The following is a 16,940-nucleotide window of genomic DNA, read 5'->3' as shown; positions in this document are numbered from 1 at the left end:
ATGCTTGGTAAATTAATTACAATAAGCGGCTTGGATGGCGCAGGTAAAACAACTCAGATTGATTTAATGACCGAATATCTAAACAAAAAAAATATCTCTGTCAAATATATCTGGTCACGAGGCGGATATACACCAGGTTTTCTTTTACTAAAAGACATCATTAGAAAATTAGCAGGTAAAAAAGTACCAAGTGCAGGCCGGACCTCAGAACGGGAAAAGAAGCTTAAAAATCCAAAAATTGCAAAGTTATGGTTGACAATTGCGATTATAGATCTATTCTTTTTATATGCTGTTTATTTTAGACTTTTGATGCTTTTTGGCAGAACCATAATTGCTGACAGGTATATTTGGGATACTTTGATAGATTTCAGATTGAATTTTGAAAATATAAATGTTGAAAAGATGTTTTTATGGAAAGTATTGGTCTTTTGTGCTCCTGTACCTGACGTACCTCTCTATCTGGATATTCCTTTGGATATTTCAGTAGATAGATTGTCAAGGAAAGATGAACCGTTTCCTGACTCAAAAGAGACATTAAGTAACAGACTGGACAATTACAAAGAATTAAATGAACAGGCAAAATGGAAGTCTATTGATGCTATGCAGCCTATCGAGAAAGTTCATAGCGATATAGTTAAAGAATTGATATGAAAATAGAGTTACTTATTGAGCGTGAACCATTTTGGGATATACTATTTCGTACTTTAGATGCGTATTATCACAATATTGACGGTAAGAAGAGAAACATTCAATTAAGAAGCAAGAAAATCAAAGATTTATTTAATAGAAATATTTTTTTAGTGAATAGTAAACTTAATATTATCTTCAATCCACACGTAGACAAAAATATATTTGGTCAAACAAAGAAAGAATTTTCATATCATCCAAAGAGACTAAAACGTTGGATGCAAACTGCCTATGTAAATTTGGCAACGACTTTCCCTTTTTCTTTTTTCTTCGCTGAAAGTGTCCTGGAGATAAACCCTTTGGTTCCCCATGCCAAAGATATTTTAATTCTGGGTGGGAACAATAGATTACGAATTATGGATCTCAAGTCAGATTCGATGATCGTTATTTTGAAGAAGGGTTTTAGCCGATATTTTTTTGACAATGAAGTACTGCTTAGAGAGAAGATGAAAGATATGGATATACCAAAACTTCTCTCATGTAACCCTGCGCACTCTTTTTTTTCAGAAGAGATTATATCTGGAACACCGATAAACAGACTTCAAGACGATCAAACCGCTCAAGAAGCATTAGAAAAAGCAATCTCCAATCTTCAGACACTGTATGGACAAACTATTGAAGAAATAGAGCTGCCAAGTTATGAATCACAACTTCACAGTGAGATAGACGGTCTTCTTGACAATAAGGTTTTTTCATCTATTCGTGACAGGGTATTGTCGCTTTGCGATAAGTTATTTTCTTTCGAGTCAAATAGAGAAACGATCAGTCTTGCTATGACACATGGAGATTTCCAGGCTGCAAATATATTGTTGGACAAAGATAATATCTGGTTGATCGACTGGGAAAATGCAAAAAAACGTTCTGTTGACTATGATGCGTTGACCTTTGTATTAAAGGCAAGATCAATTGAACTGTTTTATGATGCATTTGTTATGTTCTATCAACAAGGGAAAAATAAGGAATATGATCTTTTCAAAAAGAGTATATCCTGCCTTGATGATAATGATGTAGAACGAATGTTAAGAGTCTTTTTAGTAGAAAACCTTATTTTTGCCTTGCAGCAAAATAATAATGAAATGTTTTATTCATTTGATACATATCTTGTTGATTATTTAGAAATCATGGAGAAAATTGTGAAGGATCTGAAGTTATGAAGACATTTGTATTTGTAAATCAGGTGACTGGTCCTTTGTTCATAGATATTCTCAATGACTTTGCAAGCAAAGAGAATTGCAAAGTTATATTATTGACAGGTGAGGTAGAAAAGGCATCGGCTTCACTGGATCCAACCATTGAAGTGCAGTATCTTATAAAGTACAACCGGATGAAGGCCGTATACCGTATTTATACATGGTTGATGTTTACCATTCAGACTTTTTGGAAGCTTTTGTTCCTGGACAAAAACAGTGAACTGTTTTTGGTAAGCAATCCACCTTTTGTTCCTATACTGAGCCTGTTCTTTAAAAAGTTTTTCCATCAAACCTTTCATCTTTTGATATATGATATTTATCCGGATGCTTTGGTCAATTTCGGTTATATCAAAAAAGATTCTTTTATATACAAAATATGGGCGAAGATAAACAAAAAGCTGTTCAATGAAGCGAAAACAGTTTTTACTATCAGTGAAAATATGTCTCAAACGATACTCTACTACGCTCCGGAAGCCAAACCTGTGGTGGTGCATAACTGGGTAGATACATCTTTTATAAAGCCTATGGATAAATCGGAAAACTGGTTTGTTGACAAACATGATCTGAAAGACAAATTTGTTGTGATGTATTCCGGAAACCTGGGGCAAACACATGATCTAGAATCTTTAATCGAGGCTGCGAATCTGCTGAGAGATCATAAAGAGATCCAGTTTCTTATCATAGGGGAAGGGGTTAAGAAAGCTTCACTTATGAAAATGATTGAGGCTTATGACTTGAAAAATGTTCTTATGCTTCCTTTTCAGGCCCCTGAAGTCATTCCGTTTTCCATGACGGCTGCAGATATTGGAGTTGTTACTTTGGGCGTAGGAGCGGAAGCCCTGTCTGTACCGAGTAAAACGTATTATATGCTGAGTGCGGGTAATTGCATTTTAGCGATTGCACTTAGGAATTCGGAACTTGGTAATTTGATCGAAAAATATGATTGCGGTGCTATTTGTAATCCGGGGGATGTTGCTGTAATATCTGATTTTATATTGCAAATGAAAGAGAACCGATCTGAATTTGATAAAAAATGTATAAATGCAAGAAATGCTTCTAATGATTTTACTATGAAAAATGCTATGAAATTTTATGAAAGTGTAAATAGTAAATGAAGGAAAAAAACATTGTTTCTTTCATGATGACTGCCGGGGGAATGGTTTTTTTACAGGCAGTTAACTTCCTTATAGCTATTTTATTGGCAAGGTATCTGAGTGCTGGTGATTTTGGTAAATTTCAATTGCTTTTTACAATGGTTACAACATTGGCGATCATAGCAAAGCTTGGTATGGATGAAGGCTTTATATTTTTTATAGCCAAGTTAAAAAAATATAATGAGAGTACAAAACTCCTTATTTCATATATTCTGTTCTTTGTGACTGTAATGTCCATAATTATTGGTTTGCTTGTTGGAAGTAATCACGCATTGATTAATAAATATTTAATTAGTCAATTCGATTTTGAATACGAATTGAAAATAATTATTTTGTATTTGCCTGCTTTTGTTCTGTTTACAACTATGGCATCGTTGATGAGAGGACTTGAAAAATTTAATGTAAGAGCATTGCTGACTTACTATTTGGCTCCTTCACTATTTTTATTGTTGTTATGGGTTTACATTCTTTATGCAAATTCATTGAAATTGACATTAGTATATGATTTTAGAATTTATACGTTTCTAATATTGGCATTCATTGGTATTGTATATATTTTTTGGTGTCTGCGAAAAGATGAGAAAAAATCTTTAAGTATTACTACTATTAAAAAATACCATAAATTGTCATTTGCTCTTATATTTATTACACTTATTCAGTATATGGCTGAACAACCTGTAATTGACTTATTGTTGTTGTCTCATTTTATGACTGCTGATGAGGTTGGCATATATGCTGTAAATTATCGTCTGGCTATTGTTCCATTGATGATCTATTTGGCTTTTAATGTCATATATGCAACAAAACTTTCCAAACTTCACACTGCGCATGAGTATGATAAACTTCACAGTTTATTTAAAGTGTTACAAAAGAGAATGTTGTATTTGACACTCTTGTTATTTGTCATACTGTTTGTTGGGTATGACTATATCATACTTTTATTTGGTCAGGAATATAGTTCCGGAAAGAATGTCTTTATTACACTACTGGTAGGGTTTTCTTTTGTATCTATGAATGGATTAAATGCAACTATGCTCATAATCAATGAAAAGAAAAAATACGAGTTTTACTTAAATTTATTTTTTGTTTTAATACTTATCTTTGGGGGTTATTTTATCGTAATGCAGTTTGGTATGATAGGCTTAGCTATTTTGAATAGTTTTTTATTATTTATTATAGTAATAATAAGGATTTATTCCTTAAAAAGTATGAAAGTATTGATTTAACTATGAAACTATTAAGATATCTACCCTATTTTTTCCTTGTATTATTTATGATATGGACTGGAATTAGTAATAATTTATCTTTATCTTATGAGCAAATGGTAAATGCATCAAAAATGAAACAGCCTTTACTTGCTGTTTTATTACTAGTTCTTACAATTGCTTTTATTCGATATAAGAAAAAAATTAAAATTAAAATATTTTTTCTATCGCTACTATTTCCTTTTTATTATTTAGTGATATCAATACTATATAAAAATACCTATCATATACAAGTAATAGCCTTATACTTTGCATGGAGTTTTTATGTATTTATATTCTCAAATTATTGGACTATAAATAAAAAGTTTCTTAATAAGTTTATGAATTCTATGATAATTGTATTTTTTATTATTATTTTATTTGGGATTTATGCAATTAGTACAAAGGGAATGGATCTGGCTTATTTTAATAATAGATTCTCTTTTTTATATGAGAACCCTAATTTTTTTGCACAGTATGGGCAAGTAGCATTTTATTCCATTCTATTATTGATAGTTTTTGATGGAATTAAAAAATATAACTTTTTTTGGAAAGTATTAATGCCGTTGATTATTTTTAGTATAGCTTATGCAGCTCACTCTAGAAATGTCATGCTCGCAATGATAATGTTCTATGTAGTATATTATATATATAATTTAAAAATAAAGATCCTTTTAAAATCTTTATTTGTTATTAGTATAATAATATTTTTTGCAGTTGTAGATACAAGCTTTTTAAATACAGCCAGTAGTGGTAGATTGGTAATATGGTCATATGCATTGCAAGATATCTCTACAAACATAGGATTATTTTTTGGAGCAAAAGACAATCCTGATCTTTCTGTATTGGTGCATAGTTATAATAAACTTAATGAAGCAACAGGTGGCCCAGTTAAATTTCATGCCGACAATATGTTTGTAGAATTATTGGTAGAGGGGGGGATAGTTGGAATCTTTATTTTTTCTTTACCATATATATATGTATACAGGAAAATAAAATATATGGAATTTAATCAAAGGAGAGTTCTTACAGCTATATGGGTATCAGCTTTAGCTCAAAGTTTTTTTGTTACCAATTTCACTAGTTTTTTCTCACCAGCTTCATTGTTTTTTGGAAGTATTGTGATGTTACCATTTATGTTTCAAAGGATAAACAGCAAATGAAAAAAACTAAATTATTATTAATTGGTTCATTACCACCTCCATGGCATGGACAATCAATTGCTTTTCAAAGTGTTGTCGATTGCCTGGAGGGCAACGATATGAAAATAATTGAAAGTTCATTCCGATCTAAGGGTTCATTGGGATCCATTGCAAGATTGCTTCTTTATTTTGTAAAAGTACCATATTATTTTATAGTATATAGACCTACTATAGTGTATTTCCTGTGTTCACGATCTAAAATTGGCAGTTTGCGTGATATATATTTATTATTGTTTACATATCTTTCATCTGCGAAGTTTTATAATCATTTGCATGGTTCGGATCTTTCAGAATTTATTTCGGGATTACCTCCAATATTAAGAAAAATTTATATTAAACTATATAAACATGTTGATGCTCATGCTGTTTTAATAAAAGGTATGGAAAGTGAATTTGATTTTCTTGGAAAACCGGACATAGTAAAAGTTATACCAAATTTTTACTCGAATGTTCCAAAAGTAGATTTAACAGTAAAAAGCCATCAGGACAATAAAATACAAATACTATATTTATCAAGTATTATGAAAAGCAAGGGAATATTTGACTTAATAGATGCTGTAGATATATTACAAGAGAAAGAGCATAACATTAAACTGGTTATTGCTGGTGGTTTTGTGGGTGATACTGAATTAAGTCTTTCTGAGGTTGAAAAAACTTTTTATGAGATCATCTCAGATAAAGAATATATTGAATATGTAGGTGTTGTTGATGCGGAAACAAAGTTTAATTTGTTGGCACAGAGTCATGTTTTTGCGTTACCCTCTTATTACAAATCGGAAGCAGTACCACTATCTATTATAGAAGCTATGAGGATGGGATGTTATATCATTGCAACCAAGTATAAATTTTTGCCATCATTAGTCAAAGATAATATTAATGGTGGGTTAGTTGGAATTAAAAGCCCTAGAGATGTTGCTGATAAAATCGAGTCTATAATTGATAATCGTGAATTGTTAAATAAAATATCTATGCACAACATAGCTGAATCAAAAAGAAAATATTCTGAAGAAAGTTACCATGCAAACATCAAAAACTTTCTTGGAATTACTAAAAAATAAAAGGTGAATAAATAAATGAATTATTGTGATTTTGTAAATAATAAGTCGAAAATACAAGAGATAATGTGTCTGGCACTGGCATCTAATACACCAGATGAAAAAAAAGAGAAATTTCTTGAACTATATAATGAAGTTGATGACGAGCAACTTTACAATGAAGCTAAAATTGATGAAGTAGATTCTCATGTTGCATACTTGATGAAAGAGACTGGCATTTCATTGGATGAAAAGTGGAATGCGTCTTTTGATGAAGTTGAGAAAAGAATTACGAACCTGATGGAGGAACTTGAGAGAGTCGCTGCTAAGCTTGATGAATACAATATACCGATCGTTGCACTTAAAAATGCCGGCATAACCAAAGGTATATATAAAAATGTTGCATGCTCTCCCATGGGAGATATTGACCTGTTGATCGAAACAGATCACTTTCACAAAGCACATGAGATCATCATGGAGGAATTGGGCTATACCTTTAAATTTCGATCCGAATATGAGCATGAAGATATAGAAGAAGCATTTCGTGGCGGCGGAACGGAGTATTATCAGGATATCAATGGCTATAAGGTTTGGCTGGAGCTGCAGTGGAGGCCGATTGCAGGAAGATGGATACAGCCTGAGAATGAACCCAATGGCAATGAGCTTGTTAAAAGATCCTATCAGGCGGCAGGTAGTAAGGTCAGAATACTGGCACCAGAAGATAACCTTTTGCAAGTTGCTTTGCATACGACAAAACACTCCTATGTACGGGCACCCGGGTTTAGGCTTCACTCAGATGTTGACAGAATCGTCCGCTATACAGATATTGACTGGGATAAATTTGTTAAACAAGTTGAAGAACTCCAGTTGAAAACTTCAGTATATTTTTCTTTGTGTTTTGCTAAAAATTTGTTAAATACACCTATTCCAGAAAATGTACTGGATGAATTGAAACCCAATATAATACGTGGATCTTTAATTAGGCACTTCATTAAAAAGGCCGATATTTTTGATCAGAAAAAGAAAAAATTTTCCAAGATAGGATATATTCTTTTCAATATGAGTCTTTATGACAGTTTAGGAAATCTTTTCGTTGCCATAGTACCTTCACCACAAACAATCAAGGATTTATATGGTGTTGAGAACAGTATGCTGCTTCCTTTTTTCTACATTAAAAGATTGTCTGATCTGATCATCAAACGAGCCAAACTATAAGGTATTGAGCATATGAATGTAAAACGTGTATTTGATGTTGTTTTGGCATCTGTCCTTATCGTGCTGTTTTCCCCAATATATCTGATCGTATCATTGTTGATATGGCTTAAAATGGGGCGACCCATATTTTTCAGACAGCAAAGACCGGGATTGCATGAAAAGATCTTTGGTATCTATAAATTCAGGACGATGACAAATGATAAAGATGAAAATGGTGAGCTTCTGCCTGATGAACAAAGACTTGTGGGGATCGGTAAGTTTATACGCAGTGCTTCTCTTGATGAACTGCCACAGATCTTCAATGTGCTTAAAGGCGACATGAGCTTTGTAGGACCTCGACCACTTTTAATACAATACCTGCCTCTATATAGCGAAGAGCAAAAGAGAAGACATGATGTAAAACCCGGCATCACCGGATGGGCACAGGTGAACGGACGGAACGCCATAAGCTGGGAGCAGAAATTCGAGTATGATGTCTGGTATGTGGACCACCAGTCTTTTTGGCTTGATATGAAGATACTCTGGATGACATTTCTGAAAGTGGTAAAACGCAGCGATATAAGCCAGGAGGGGCAGGCTACTATGGAAGTATTTAAAGGAACAAGTGATGATAAATAATATATTGATAACGAGTGCAGGAAGAAGAGTCAGTCTGGTCAGAAATTTCCAGGATACACTTAAAGCTTTTAATGAAAACGGAAAAGTATATACTACTGATATGAATCCTGTTTTAAGCAGTGCCTGTCAGATTTCTGATGGCTTTCTGGAGGTACCAAGAGTTACCGATAAAGAATATCTGTCTATATTGAAGAATTACTGTATAGATAAGAATATTTCCATTATTGTGCCCACTATCGATACTGAACTGCACATATTGGCTGATGTCAAAGATGAGTTTTTAAAAGATAATATATTTATAGCGATCTCTTCCAAAGAGATCTGCGATACATTTTACCTGAAAGACTCTACAGAAAAGTTTTTTGTCGATAACGGCTTTGATACGCCAAGAAGTGTTGAGAACATCGAAGAGAGCAGTTATCCTATTTTTGCAAAGCTCAACAACTCTTCATGTTCCATAGGGGCTCAGATTGTAAATTCACTGGATACTGCAAAAGAGTTGGCACAAGATGAAAACTATGTATTTCAGGAGTTTATAGAAGGTGATGAATATACGGTAGATGTGTTCATCGATAAAAAAGGTGAAGTGATCTCGGTAGTGCCGAGACAGAGACTTGAGGTAAGGGCAGGCGAGGTCAGCAAAGCAAAAACAGTCAAAGATGAAAACATCATCAAAGATGTTAAAACACTGTGTAGTTCGTTAGATGGTGCTTATGGGTGTATTACTGTACAACTGTTCAAAACAGATGATAGGGTGGTGTTCATCGAGATCAATCCCCGGTTCGGTGGTGGTTATCCACTTTCTCCATTGTCAGGAGCCAATTTTGCGGAGTATTTGATCAAGGATTATCTTGGTATGGATTTGGAATATGATGAAAGCTGGACTGATGGAAATATAATGTTGAGATATGATGCAGAGGTGATTGTAAATGGTAATAGTCTTTGATCTGGATGATACACTTTATGATGAAGTAGAATTCGTAAAAAGTGGATTTAAAGAAATAGCAGAATACCTGGGTAATGATCAGTATTATGATTTTATGTTTGACACTTTTGTAAAAGATGGAAGTGGTAAAGTATTTAATGACCTGATAGATACATTCGATTTGGATATTTCTTTACAAAAGTTGATAGAAATATACAGATTTCATCAGCCAGACATCAATCTTCCTGCCGAAAGTCAGGAATTGTTGAAATTCAGTCAAACGTATCATACTGCATTGATAAGTGACGGATATTATTTGATGCAGCAAAACAAGTTTAAAGCGTTACGGCTGGAGAATTATATTGATTATCCGATATTTACGGATTTTCATCATACGAAAAAACCCGAGTTGAAGCCATTTGAAATGGTCATGGAGAAATTTAAAGAGGAAAGCAGTTTTGTCTATGTTTCCGACAATCCGAAAAAAGACTTTATCGCACCAAACAGACTGGGTTGGAAAAGTATCAGATATAAAAATCCGGTAGGAATTTACAAAGAATATGATAGTGATGCGATGTATGAAGTCGCTGACAGAACAGAGATAATGAATATTTTAAAGGAAATGAAGTGAAACAAAGACTCTTTTTATCCCCGCCGCATATGGGCGGCAATGAGCAGAAGTATATTGATGAAGTATTTAAAAGCAACTATATCGCTCCGATCGGTGAGTATATCAATAAATTTGAAGCGTCGATCTGCAGCTATACCGGTGCGCAAAATGCCCTTGCTGTAACTTGTGGGACGGCTGCCATTCATTTGGCATTACGCGTTCTTGGAGTAGGGAAAGACGATGATGTTTTGGCATCTACTTTCACCTTCATCGGTTCAGTATCTGCGATCCTGTACCAAAATGCGACTCCGGTTTTCATAGACAGTGAAAGAGAGAGCTGGAATCTTGATCCGGTACTTTTGAAGGAATATCTTGAAAGCTGTGAAAAAAAACCAAAAGCTTTGATAGTCACCCATCTTTATGGACAGTCCGCGCAAATAGAAGAGATAGCTGTAATCTGTAAAGAATATGGTGTTTATCTCATAGAAGATGCGGCAGAGTCACTGGGTGCTACCTATAATGGCAAACATACAGGAACTTTTGGAGATTTCGGTATCTATTCCTTTAACGGTAACAAGATACTGACGACGAGCGGTGGAGGTATGCTTGTGAGTGATAATGCAGAATGGATAAAAAAAGCCGGCTTTTACAGTACGCAGGCTAAAGAGCCGTATCTGCATTATGAACATTTAGAGTATGGATATAACTACCGTATGAGCAATGTACTCGCTGCCATAGGTGTGGGGCAGATGGAAGTGATAGAAGATAGAGTAGAGAAAAAAAGAGAAGTGTTTGAATGGTACAAAGAAGAATTAAAAGATATTGATGTTGAATTCATGCCGGAGTTAGCCGGAAGTCATGGTAACAGATGGCTGACAACACTGCTGTTCAAAAAAGATGTAGATATTGATAAGATCATAGCCGAGCTTGATGAAGATGGTTGTGAAAGCAGGCCTTTATGGAAGCCAATGCATATGCAGCCTCTTTTTAAAGAGAACCAAAGTGTTTTGAATAGAGTATCGGAAGAACTTTTTGAACGAGGTATTTGTCTTCCAAGTGGAACACGGATGGACAGAAATGATGTAAAAAGGGTATGTGACCTGATAAAGAAGGGGATCCAGTCTTGATCAGCTACTGAATGTGGGTATCCTGTTTAGTGAAATATTTTTTGATTAATAAATAAGGACGGATAAAATAATAAAGCCAATAAAGTGAGCTTTTTTCCCTCTTAAAATATTGAATTTTAGATTTAAATTTTGGTTTGTAGGATTATTCTTACAGATTTTTTTTAAAAAAATTGCTATTCTACACTCTAACAAAAATAGATTATATATTATATAAAAAAAGGCTTACTATTTTACTTATTGATAAAAGAATAGCAAACTTTTTAGTGATCGCTCTGTTGACGTTGGGTACGTTCTGGTGGACTTTTTTTATCTTTCATCTGCCTTTTGACATGGATCTGGTACTGATAGTCATAGCTGTACGCATGCTTGCATCACTGCTTTTTTCAAAGATTATTCACTCTCCTGGTCAAAATCTTCTGTCAAAACATTCCTGTTAAAAAGCGTGGTTTATGTCGCGGCATTTATGGTTTATATGCCTTTTTTTTACGGCCATGTCAGTATCTCATTTCTAACATCTGAACTTCTGCTTTATCTTTTTGTCATTAATTTTATGGTCTATTTCTACTATTTTCTGATCAACAGGAGCCATGTTGAGAAGACAAAAAATGTTGTGATATACGGTGCAGGAAAAGCAGGAACGAAACTTGAAGAGGAATTTAGGGACAGTGAGTATAAAGTCAGATATTTTGTCGATGATGACAAGAAGATGCAGAAAAGATCCATAGATGGTATAGATGTCCTCTCCAAAAAGAAATTGGAAAGCAAAATAGATCAGTATGGCCGTTGTGATCTGCTTGTCATCGCTATGCCCAGTGCACCACAGGAAAGAATAAAAGAGGTCTATGAAAGACTGGGTGACTATTTTAAAGAGATAAAGATACTTCCTTCGATGGACGAGATACTCAGGGAGAAAGATTTTGCAAGTCAGTTGAAAAATCTTTCGGTCGCAGATTTGATGGCACGCCACCCGAAGGATCTGGATAAAGAGGTGATTGTCGGGTTCCTAAAAGAAAAAGTTGTCCTGATCACTGGGGCAGGTGGAAGTATAGGAAGTGAGATCGCAAGACAATGCCAAAACTTTGGTGTCCAAAAACTGATCTTGATCGATCATAGTGAATATAATCTTTACAGTATTGAACAGGAACTGGAAAAGCGTAACCATGTGGAGATTGTTCCTGTGCTGCAGTCTGTGGTCAATAGAGAAGATATGGAAAAAACATTTGAGCGCTACAGACCGCAGATCGTCATCCACGCTGCAGCCTATAAACATGTGCCTATGGTGGAAGCGAACATCGAAGAAGGGATCGTTAACAATATTTTAGGAACTAAAAATATTATTGATATGTCTATCAAACATGGTGTCCAAAAGTGCATTCTGGTCTCTACAGACAAAGCAGTACGGCCGACAAATGTCATGGGAGCGACTAAAAGAGTTTGTGAGCTCTATGCCCAAAATTCACTTGGTAACGGAACGGATATCGTTGCTGTACGTTTTGGTAATGTTCTTGGAAGTAGTGGATCTGTGATACCGAAATTTATGGCACAGATCGAAAAGGGGCAGGATATTACTGTAACACACCCTGATATCACCAGATACTTTATGCTGATACCTGAAGCCTGTGAACTGGTACTTCAGGCAGGTGCGATCGGGACAAGAGGAGAGATTTTTATTTTGGATATGGGAGAGCCGGTAAAGATCGTGGACCTTGCCCAAAAAATGATCGATCTTTCAGGTCGTGATGATATCGGGATAGTTTTTACCGGACTTCGACCGGGAGAAAAGCTCTATGAAGAACTGCTGATCGATGATGCGGAAAGCAAAACAAAATATGAATCTATTATGGTGGGTAAAAGAACCTCTTATGATATTGGGAAGTTGAATCATGACATTGAAGAGCTGTTGAATACAGAAAACAAACTCGGCAAACTTAAAGAGATCGTGCCGGAGTTTGATCATAAACCTTAGCCTTGTGGAAAAGTGGAAGGAAAAGGGGTCTGAGTTTAAGATACTCAAATCGATGCGACTTGGACAAGTCGTGGGTGTATCCTAAGGGGATTTCCTTACGGGGCATTAGAAATTGTTGTAAATTAATAATTTGTGATTTAATACTTTTAAAAGTACTTTAAAGGATACTATTGCAATCAGTTTGAGTTTTGCGATGGATTGCAGATCAAGGATATGCAGTTTGCTATTTTTGTAGGGTTGGACCGATGCTGTTTTGACGATCTCTTTTTGTAGTGGTGAGGATGCTGCAAAAAACTCCAGTTTGATTCCATGAAGATTGAATTTCAACATATGTTCATCAGGGAAGAGTCCGGCAAGCCGCAGTGCCATGGCATTGGCATCTTTGAGTTTGGTACCGCCAAGAGCCGTAATAGTCTCTGTGATATGGCGATGAGGCAAGGGTGCGGTACCGGAAAAGGGGTCTGACCCCACTTAGGGAATAAAACTTAAATAATTCTGCTATATTCTTTGTATCTCATAAAGGTGACATAATGGCACGGAAGCATAGAATAATATATCCTGGTATGTATCACATTGTCAATCGATGAGGAACTAGAACAACTGAACTATTTTAATGAACACTTAACATTGTACGTGCTATTATACGTATAATAAAGAATTTAAAAGGATTTTTATGAAAGTCTCTTATACAACAGAAGAGCTGATCCCTTCAACAGAATTTGCAAAAGGATTTGGTGGTTTTATTTCCAAGATCATTAAAGGAAGTGTTGAAAAACTTGCTATTGTAAAGAACAATAAACCAGAAGCCGTTGTGATCAGCATCGCAGAATATGAACGTATTAAAATGCTGGCGAACTTAGCAGAAGATCTTAGTATTCAGCAAATGGTACATGAGCGTATAGGTGATGGCAAAAGAGAACTGCTCGATTATGATGAATATGCAAAACAGAGAAGGTCAAAGATAAAGCATGCCATTTAAGATCCAGTATTATCCGGAAGTTTTTGAAGATCTGGAAGCATTGTCTGATGACGAGTTTTTAGAAGTGGATGCCTACATAGAAAAATTAAAGGTCAATCCTTTTCTTGTAAGTCTTCCCCTTGAAAACCTGGGAGACAATCTACTTTCGGAATGTCGAAAAATATATATTGCAAATGCCACGATAAGAATGGTCATACGTGTCAAAAATAACGAAATACAGATAGTGGAACTGATTGCTGTCGGACCAAGAGCCGGCGGTATCGTTTATGATGAAGCGTATCGCCGCCTGGTTGATAGTGGCATAGGACTATAAAACACGTATCTAAAATATTTGTTTTTGTCATATCAAAGACACTTCTAACCTTTTGGACTAGCATGTTTGGGACAATAAATCTCGAGGAGTTATAAATGGCCATAAAACCTATAAAAGACAAGGGGGCTGACCCTGTTTAAGGAACAAAACTTAATTAAGGATTCAGAGGTGAGTTCGAAGCCTTTAAAACTTCTATGAAGAGCGGAACACCTGCCATAAGTTTTCAGGGAAACTTTGATACATCAACCGTCTTCGCTAGTTTTGAGAGTATTTACAATACAACCAAGATGACGTTTAAGATCTTGGAGTCGATCCGAACAGGCAACGTAGTTACTGTGGATGGGTAGAAGAGGTAGTGCGTGTACAGGGTGAATAGCAAGAGAGTTGACATATGTATATAAATAATATATAATATTGTAAAACAAATAGTAAGGAGTTATGGTATGCTTAGTGTAGAACAGTTGGAAAAGCAGCAAGTTGGATTGAGACTTCCGAAGTACCTCGTAGATGACATAGATGCATTTACAGAAAAATACTCTGTGAATAGAACCGATATCATCACGGAAGCGATAAAGTCATATATTTCCGAGCAGAAATCAAAACTATTTTATGATAATTTTGAAAATGCAGCACAAGAGTTACAAGAAATACGCAGCTCGAAAAAGGATAAAGAGATACAAAGTTTGAATGGTCTGATAGATGAACTTGAAAATCATTAGCCTGGAGAGTTTTGCGAAAGATGTCAAAAAACTGCATAAGAAGTATAAGGGTATAGCGAGTGATCTTCGGATTTTGGAAAGTGAGTTACAAGAGAATCCCAAGTGTGGTGTAAACCTTGGAAATGCCTGTTATAAAATACGTTTGAAAAACTCTTCTGTACCTACAGGGAAGAGTGGCGGATTTAGAGTTGTTTACTACTATGTAGATGATGAGAATAATCTTTACCTCATGGCAATGTACTCCAAAACAGAATTGGAAAACATTTCTGATGAAAGAATAAATGAAATACTTAAGGCATATAATTTATGATATAATACTTTTAAAAGTACTTTAAAGGATACTATTGTGACAATTTCAGCCAATGAAGTAAAACAGAGAGGTGTATCGTTATTTGACAGCCTCCTTAAAAAGTTTGATGAAGTCATCATTAATGTACGAGGTAAAGACAAATACGTTGTCCTTGATATGGAACGATATAAAGAGTTTAGAGCCAATGAATTGGATCTGGCCTATATGCAAACAATGAACGACATAGAAAAAGGTAACTATAAAGCACAGAATGCTGCAGAGCATATAGCTGAGCTTAAAGATGAACTATAAGATCATTGTTACGGATGCGTATAAAAAACGTGTTAAAAAATTTCTTAAAAAACATCCGGATATGTTTACAAGATATGCAAAAGCTATGAGCATACTGGAAGTGGATCCTTTTCACCCCTCTCTCAGGCTGCATAAACTAGAAGGTAACCTCAATGAGTATTTTTCTGTATCGATCAATATGGAGTATAGAGTGGTCATAGACTTTTTAGTAGTAGATAATGAAATCATCCCTATCGATATTGGCAGTCACGATGATGTATATTAAGACTGTCACTTCAAGTAACAAGTGCAATTTTTCCTAGACATGCATTTTTGAACAGGATAAAGATATAAACAGAAATGAAAATATACGAAGAGCGTATGAATATGGCTACAGTAAAACGAAGATATCCAGTTTTGTAGCTTTTTCCCGGTACTTGAGTTTTTTGGAGATGATCTCTTTTGCCGTTTGTACTTTTATATTATCTATGCCGAATACCTGCATATAACTAAATGGATCTTTTGTAAGTGATTCAGAGTAGACAAAATCCATTTTTAATCCATAGTCGGCATCATCGATAATAAAAGTCACACCGGTAGAAGAAGATTGGATCAATAAGGGGTCTATCCCAAGGTTGTTGGCTATCTCTTCTTGAAATCTGATGATTTTCTGTATTTCACTGTAGTCTTCAAGAAAGATATCGATGTCATAAGACATGCGGTGTTGATAGTAGAGCATAGAGAGTGCGGTTCCACCACCAAAGGACCATGAACGAATGTCATAGTCATCAAGGATCTCCAAAGCTATTTGGAAAAGTTCCGATTGGGAAGAAAAGTTATAGGTATTCATTTCGGTTAGAATGGTCTAAGATCAGCACCGAGACGATTCATTGCATGATAAATATGATCAAGCCTGTTTTCTTCGATTCTCTCTTGCTGCATAAAAGAAAAAATAATATCTCTTGGTACTTCATTAAACAGTCTTATGTAGATATGCCCGTAAGTCTCATCAAACCGTCTAAGGAGTTGACTTAATCTCTGCGCATCAATATGCTGACTTTGATCATACGACCAATTTACATAAGTTAATAGTGGATGGCGGATCGATCGCCGAGTAGGTACTGGTGCTGTAGAATTACGCCGTCTGTACTGAAGCATATCCGCCTCCTTTCATTAAGATTGTTTTTGATTATTATAGCATAGTTTTGAGGAAGAGAGAAAAGTGGCTAAATCTATCGCAAACGGTGAGTTTGCTTTTAGCTCAATTTCAACACAAGGAGCAATGATGGCAACACCGATGGAGTACGATGTATTGAGAGAAATGTATAGTTGTGCGATGGCTGCATGAAGTCCAAAGAAAAGACCTTGAGGAGACCG

At 35.2% G+C, this 16,940-nt stretch carries 21 protein-coding genes; 18 read left to right on the top strand and 3 right to left on the bottom strand.

Translation table 11 applies throughout. The features are described from left to right. The 12 genes from YH65_RS07110 to YH65_RS07055 all read left to right on the top strand — a co-directional run bounded on the left by YH65_RS07110 (nucleotide 1) and on the right by YH65_RS07055 (nucleotide 12,972). Nucleotides 1-651, top strand: a complete 651-nt coding sequence (locus YH65_RS07110) for a dTMP kinase (RefSeq protein ID WP_046551266.1) — start codon at nucleotides 1-3, stop codon at nucleotides 649-651. Continuing rightward, nucleotides 648-1,841: a phosphotransferase gene (locus YH65_RS07105; RefSeq protein ID WP_046551265.1), complete on the top strand. Its 1,194-nt coding sequence runs from the start codon at nucleotides 648-650 to the stop codon at nucleotides 1,839-1,841. Before YH65_RS07110 ends, YH65_RS07105 begins: the two co-directional genes overlap by 4 nt. Beyond that, nucleotides 1,838-2,992: a glycosyltransferase family 4 protein gene (locus tag YH65_RS07100; RefSeq protein WP_046551264.1), complete on the top strand. Its 1,155-nt coding sequence runs from the start codon at nucleotides 1,838-1,840 to the stop codon at nucleotides 2,990-2,992. The genes YH65_RS07105 and YH65_RS07100 overlap by 4 nt, the downstream gene beginning before the upstream one ends. Continuing rightward, nucleotides 2,989-4,257, top strand: coding sequence for an oligosaccharide flippase family protein (locus tag YH65_RS07095; protein ID WP_046551263.1), 1,269 nt, complete (start codon nucleotides 2,989-2,991; stop codon nucleotides 4,255-4,257). Before YH65_RS07100 ends, YH65_RS07095 begins: the two co-directional genes overlap by 4 nt. 113 nt (nucleotides 4,258-4,370) lie before the next feature. Further along, nucleotides 4,371-5,438, top strand: a complete 1,068-nt coding sequence (locus YH65_RS07090; RefSeq protein ID WP_169745668.1) for an O-antigen ligase family protein — start codon at nucleotides 4,371-4,373, stop codon at nucleotides 5,436-5,438. Then, a complete protein-coding gene (locus tag YH65_RS07085; RefSeq protein WP_046551261.1) occupies nucleotides 5,435-6,535 on the top strand; it encodes a glycosyltransferase family 4 protein in 1,101 nt (366 codons plus the stop codon). The genes YH65_RS07090 and YH65_RS07085 overlap by 4 nt, the downstream gene beginning before the upstream one ends. 63 nt (nucleotides 6,536-6,598) lie before the next feature. Then, entirely contained in the window at nucleotides 6,599-7,726 is a 1,128-nt protein-coding gene (locus YH65_RS07080) for a nucleotidyltransferase domain-containing protein (RefSeq protein WP_046551260.1), read from the top strand. A 12-nt stretch (nucleotides 7,727-7,738) separates the two neighbouring features. Further along, nucleotides 7,739-8,344: an undecaprenyl phosphate N,N'-diacetylbacillosamine 1-phosphate transferase gene (gene pglC / locus YH65_RS07075; protein WP_046551259.1), complete on the top strand. Its 606-nt coding sequence runs from the start codon at nucleotides 7,739-7,741 to the stop codon at nucleotides 8,342-8,344. After that, nucleotides 8,334-9,290 carry an ATP-grasp domain-containing protein gene (locus tag YH65_RS07070; RefSeq protein ID WP_046551258.1) on the top strand — a complete coding sequence of 319 codons (957 nt, stop codon included), beginning with the start codon at nucleotides 8,334-8,336 and terminating at the stop codon, nucleotides 9,288-9,290. Before pglC ends, YH65_RS07070 begins: the two co-directional genes overlap by 11 nt. Next, nucleotides 9,274-9,900 (top strand): HAD family hydrolase, encoded by a 627-nt coding sequence (locus YH65_RS07065; RefSeq protein WP_052746128.1) that lies wholly within the window; start codon nucleotides 9,274-9,276, stop codon nucleotides 9,898-9,900. The genes YH65_RS07070 and YH65_RS07065 overlap by 17 nt, the downstream gene beginning before the upstream one ends. Then, nucleotides 9,897-11,006 carry an aminotransferase class I/II-fold pyridoxal phosphate-dependent enzyme gene (locus YH65_RS07060; RefSeq protein WP_154806481.1) on the top strand — a complete coding sequence of 370 codons (1,110 nt, stop codon included), beginning with the start codon at nucleotides 9,897-9,899 and terminating at the stop codon, nucleotides 11,004-11,006. Before YH65_RS07065 ends, YH65_RS07060 begins: the two co-directional genes overlap by 4 nt. A 472-nt stretch (nucleotides 11,007-11,478) precedes the next feature. Next, complete coding sequence (locus tag YH65_RS07055; protein ID WP_342666044.1) at nucleotides 11,479-12,972, top strand: polysaccharide biosynthesis protein; 1,494 nt, start codon at nucleotides 11,479-11,481, stop codon at nucleotides 12,970-12,972. A gap of 105 nt (nucleotides 12,973-13,077) precedes the next feature. On the opposite strand, the gene YH65_RS07050 is transcribed toward YH65_RS07055, so the two are convergent. Further along, nucleotides 13,078-13,410, bottom strand: a complete 333-nt coding sequence (locus tag YH65_RS07050) for a hypothetical protein (RefSeq protein WP_169745667.1) — start codon at nucleotides 13,408-13,410, stop codon at nucleotides 13,078-13,080. Between the two features lie 235 nt (nucleotides 13,411-13,645). Between YH65_RS07050 and YH65_RS07045 the strand changes: the two genes are divergently transcribed. The 6 genes from YH65_RS07045 (at nucleotide 13,646) to YH65_RS07020 (ending at nucleotide 15,849) form a co-directional block, all read left to right on the top strand. Continuing rightward, nucleotides 13,646-13,951, top strand: a complete 306-nt coding sequence (locus tag YH65_RS07045; RefSeq protein ID WP_046551256.1) for a type II toxin-antitoxin system prevent-host-death family antitoxin — start codon at nucleotides 13,646-13,648, stop codon at nucleotides 13,949-13,951. Then, the gene (locus YH65_RS07040) at nucleotides 13,941-14,264 is read left to right on the top strand and encodes a hypothetical protein (protein WP_046551255.1); all 324 of its coding nucleotides are present in this window, start codon (nucleotides 13,941-13,943) and stop codon (nucleotides 14,262-14,264) included. Before YH65_RS07045 ends, YH65_RS07040 begins: the two co-directional genes overlap by 11 nt. A gap of 443 nt (nucleotides 14,265-14,707) precedes the next feature. Next, nucleotides 14,708-14,983 (top strand): ribbon-helix-helix domain-containing protein, encoded by a 276-nt coding sequence (locus tag YH65_RS07035; protein WP_046551254.1) that lies wholly within the window; start codon nucleotides 14,708-14,710, stop codon nucleotides 14,981-14,983. Then, on the top strand, nucleotides 14,964-15,293 hold the full coding sequence (locus tag YH65_RS07030; RefSeq protein WP_046551253.1) for a type II toxin-antitoxin system RelE family toxin: 330 nt from the start codon (nucleotides 14,964-14,966) through the stop codon (nucleotides 15,291-15,293). The genes YH65_RS07035 and YH65_RS07030 overlap by 20 nt, the downstream gene beginning before the upstream one ends. A gap of 36 nt (nucleotides 15,294-15,329) precedes the next feature. Further along, complete coding sequence (locus tag YH65_RS07025; RefSeq protein WP_046551252.1) at nucleotides 15,330-15,584, top strand: type II toxin-antitoxin system Phd/YefM family antitoxin; 255 nt, start codon at nucleotides 15,330-15,332, stop codon at nucleotides 15,582-15,584. Further along, nucleotides 15,574-15,849 carry a type II toxin-antitoxin system RelE/ParE family toxin gene (locus tag YH65_RS07020; protein WP_046551251.1) on the top strand — a complete coding sequence of 92 codons (276 nt, stop codon included), beginning with the start codon at nucleotides 15,574-15,576 and terminating at the stop codon, nucleotides 15,847-15,849. Before YH65_RS07025 ends, YH65_RS07020 begins: the two co-directional genes overlap by 11 nt. 105 nt (nucleotides 15,850-15,954) lie before the next feature. Here the strand turns inward: YH65_RS07020 and YH65_RS07015 are convergent, their stop codons facing one another. Further along, complete coding sequence (locus YH65_RS07015; protein ID WP_046551250.1) at nucleotides 15,955-16,413, bottom strand: nucleotidyl transferase AbiEii/AbiGii toxin family protein; 459 nt, start codon at nucleotides 16,411-16,413, stop codon at nucleotides 15,955-15,957. A gap of 5 nt (nucleotides 16,414-16,418) precedes the next feature. Beyond that, nucleotides 16,419-16,721 carry a hypothetical protein gene (locus YH65_RS07010; RefSeq protein WP_046551249.1) on the bottom strand — a complete coding sequence of 101 codons (303 nt, stop codon included), beginning with the start codon at nucleotides 16,719-16,721 and terminating at the stop codon, nucleotides 16,419-16,421. Nucleotides 16,722-16,940 lie beyond the last annotated feature (219 nt).

It is taken from the genome of Sulfurovum lithotrophicum (assembly GCF_000987835.1).
GTDB classification, from domain to species: domain Bacteria; phylum Campylobacterota; class Campylobacteria; order Campylobacterales; family Sulfurovaceae; genus Sulfurovum; species Sulfurovum lithotrophicum.
The sequence above is the reverse complement of the archived record's forward strand: the minus strand, read 5'-3'. Positions and strand labels throughout refer to the sequence as shown.

What these genes read in the sequence shown, in the direction of transcription:
- YH65_RS07105 (WP_046551265.1), top strand. Translation starts at nt 648, where the DNA reads ATGAAAATAGAGTTACTTATTGAGCGTGAACCATTTTGGGATATACTA.
- YH65_RS07010 (WP_046551249.1), bottom strand. Translation starts at nt 16,721, where the DNA reads ATGCTTCAGTACAGACGGCGTAATTCTACAGCACCAGTACCTACTCGG.
- YH65_RS07015 (WP_046551250.1), bottom strand. Translation starts at nt 16,413, where the DNA reads ATGAATACCTATAACTTTTCTTCCCAATCGGAACTTTTCCAAATAGCT.
- YH65_RS07110 (WP_046551266.1), top strand. Translation starts at nt 1, where the DNA reads ATGCTTGGTAAATTAATTACAATAAGCGGCTTGGATGGCGCAGGTAAA.
- YH65_RS07045 (WP_046551256.1), top strand. Translation starts at nt 13,646, where the DNA reads ATGAAAGTCTCTTATACAACAGAAGAGCTGATCCCTTCAACAGAATTT.
- YH65_RS07080 (WP_046551260.1), top strand. Translation starts at nt 6,599, where the DNA reads ATGTGTCTGGCACTGGCATCTAATACACCAGATGAAAAAAAAGAGAAA.
- pglC (WP_046551259.1), top strand. Translation starts at nt 7,739, where the DNA reads ATGAATGTAAAACGTGTATTTGATGTTGTTTTGGCATCTGTCCTTATC.
- YH65_RS07030 (WP_046551253.1), top strand. Translation starts at nt 14,964, where the DNA reads ATGAACTTGAAAATCATTAGCCTGGAGAGTTTTGCGAAAGATGTCAAA.
- YH65_RS07065 (WP_052746128.1), top strand. Translation starts at nt 9,274, where the DNA reads ATGGTAATAGTCTTTGATCTGGATGATACACTTTATGATGAAGTAGAA.
- YH65_RS07040 (WP_046551255.1), top strand. Translation starts at nt 13,941, where the DNA reads ATGCCATTTAAGATCCAGTATTATCCGGAAGTTTTTGAAGATCTGGAA.
- YH65_RS07100 (WP_046551264.1), top strand. Translation starts at nt 1,838, where the DNA reads ATGAAGACATTTGTATTTGTAAATCAGGTGACTGGTCCTTTGTTCATA.
- YH65_RS07085 (WP_046551261.1), top strand. Translation starts at nt 5,435, where the DNA reads ATGAAAAAAACTAAATTATTATTAATTGGTTCATTACCACCTCCATGG.
- YH65_RS07070 (WP_046551258.1), top strand. Translation starts at nt 8,334, where the DNA reads ATGATAAATAATATATTGATAACGAGTGCAGGAAGAAGAGTCAGTCTG.
- YH65_RS07020 (WP_046551251.1), top strand. Translation starts at nt 15,574, where the DNA reads ATGAACTATAAGATCATTGTTACGGATGCGTATAAAAAACGTGTTAAA.
- YH65_RS07090 (WP_169745668.1), top strand. Translation starts at nt 4,371, where the DNA reads ATGAAACAGCCTTTACTTGCTGTTTTATTACTAGTTCTTACAATTGCT.
- YH65_RS07095 (WP_046551263.1), top strand. Translation starts at nt 2,989, where the DNA reads ATGAAGGAAAAAAACATTGTTTCTTTCATGATGACTGCCGGGGGAATG.
- YH65_RS07055 (WP_342666044.1), top strand. Translation starts at nt 11,479, where the DNA reads ATGCCTTTTTTTTACGGCCATGTCAGTATCTCATTTCTAACATCTGAA.
- YH65_RS07035 (WP_046551254.1), top strand. Translation starts at nt 14,708, where the DNA reads ATGCTTAGTGTAGAACAGTTGGAAAAGCAGCAAGTTGGATTGAGACTT.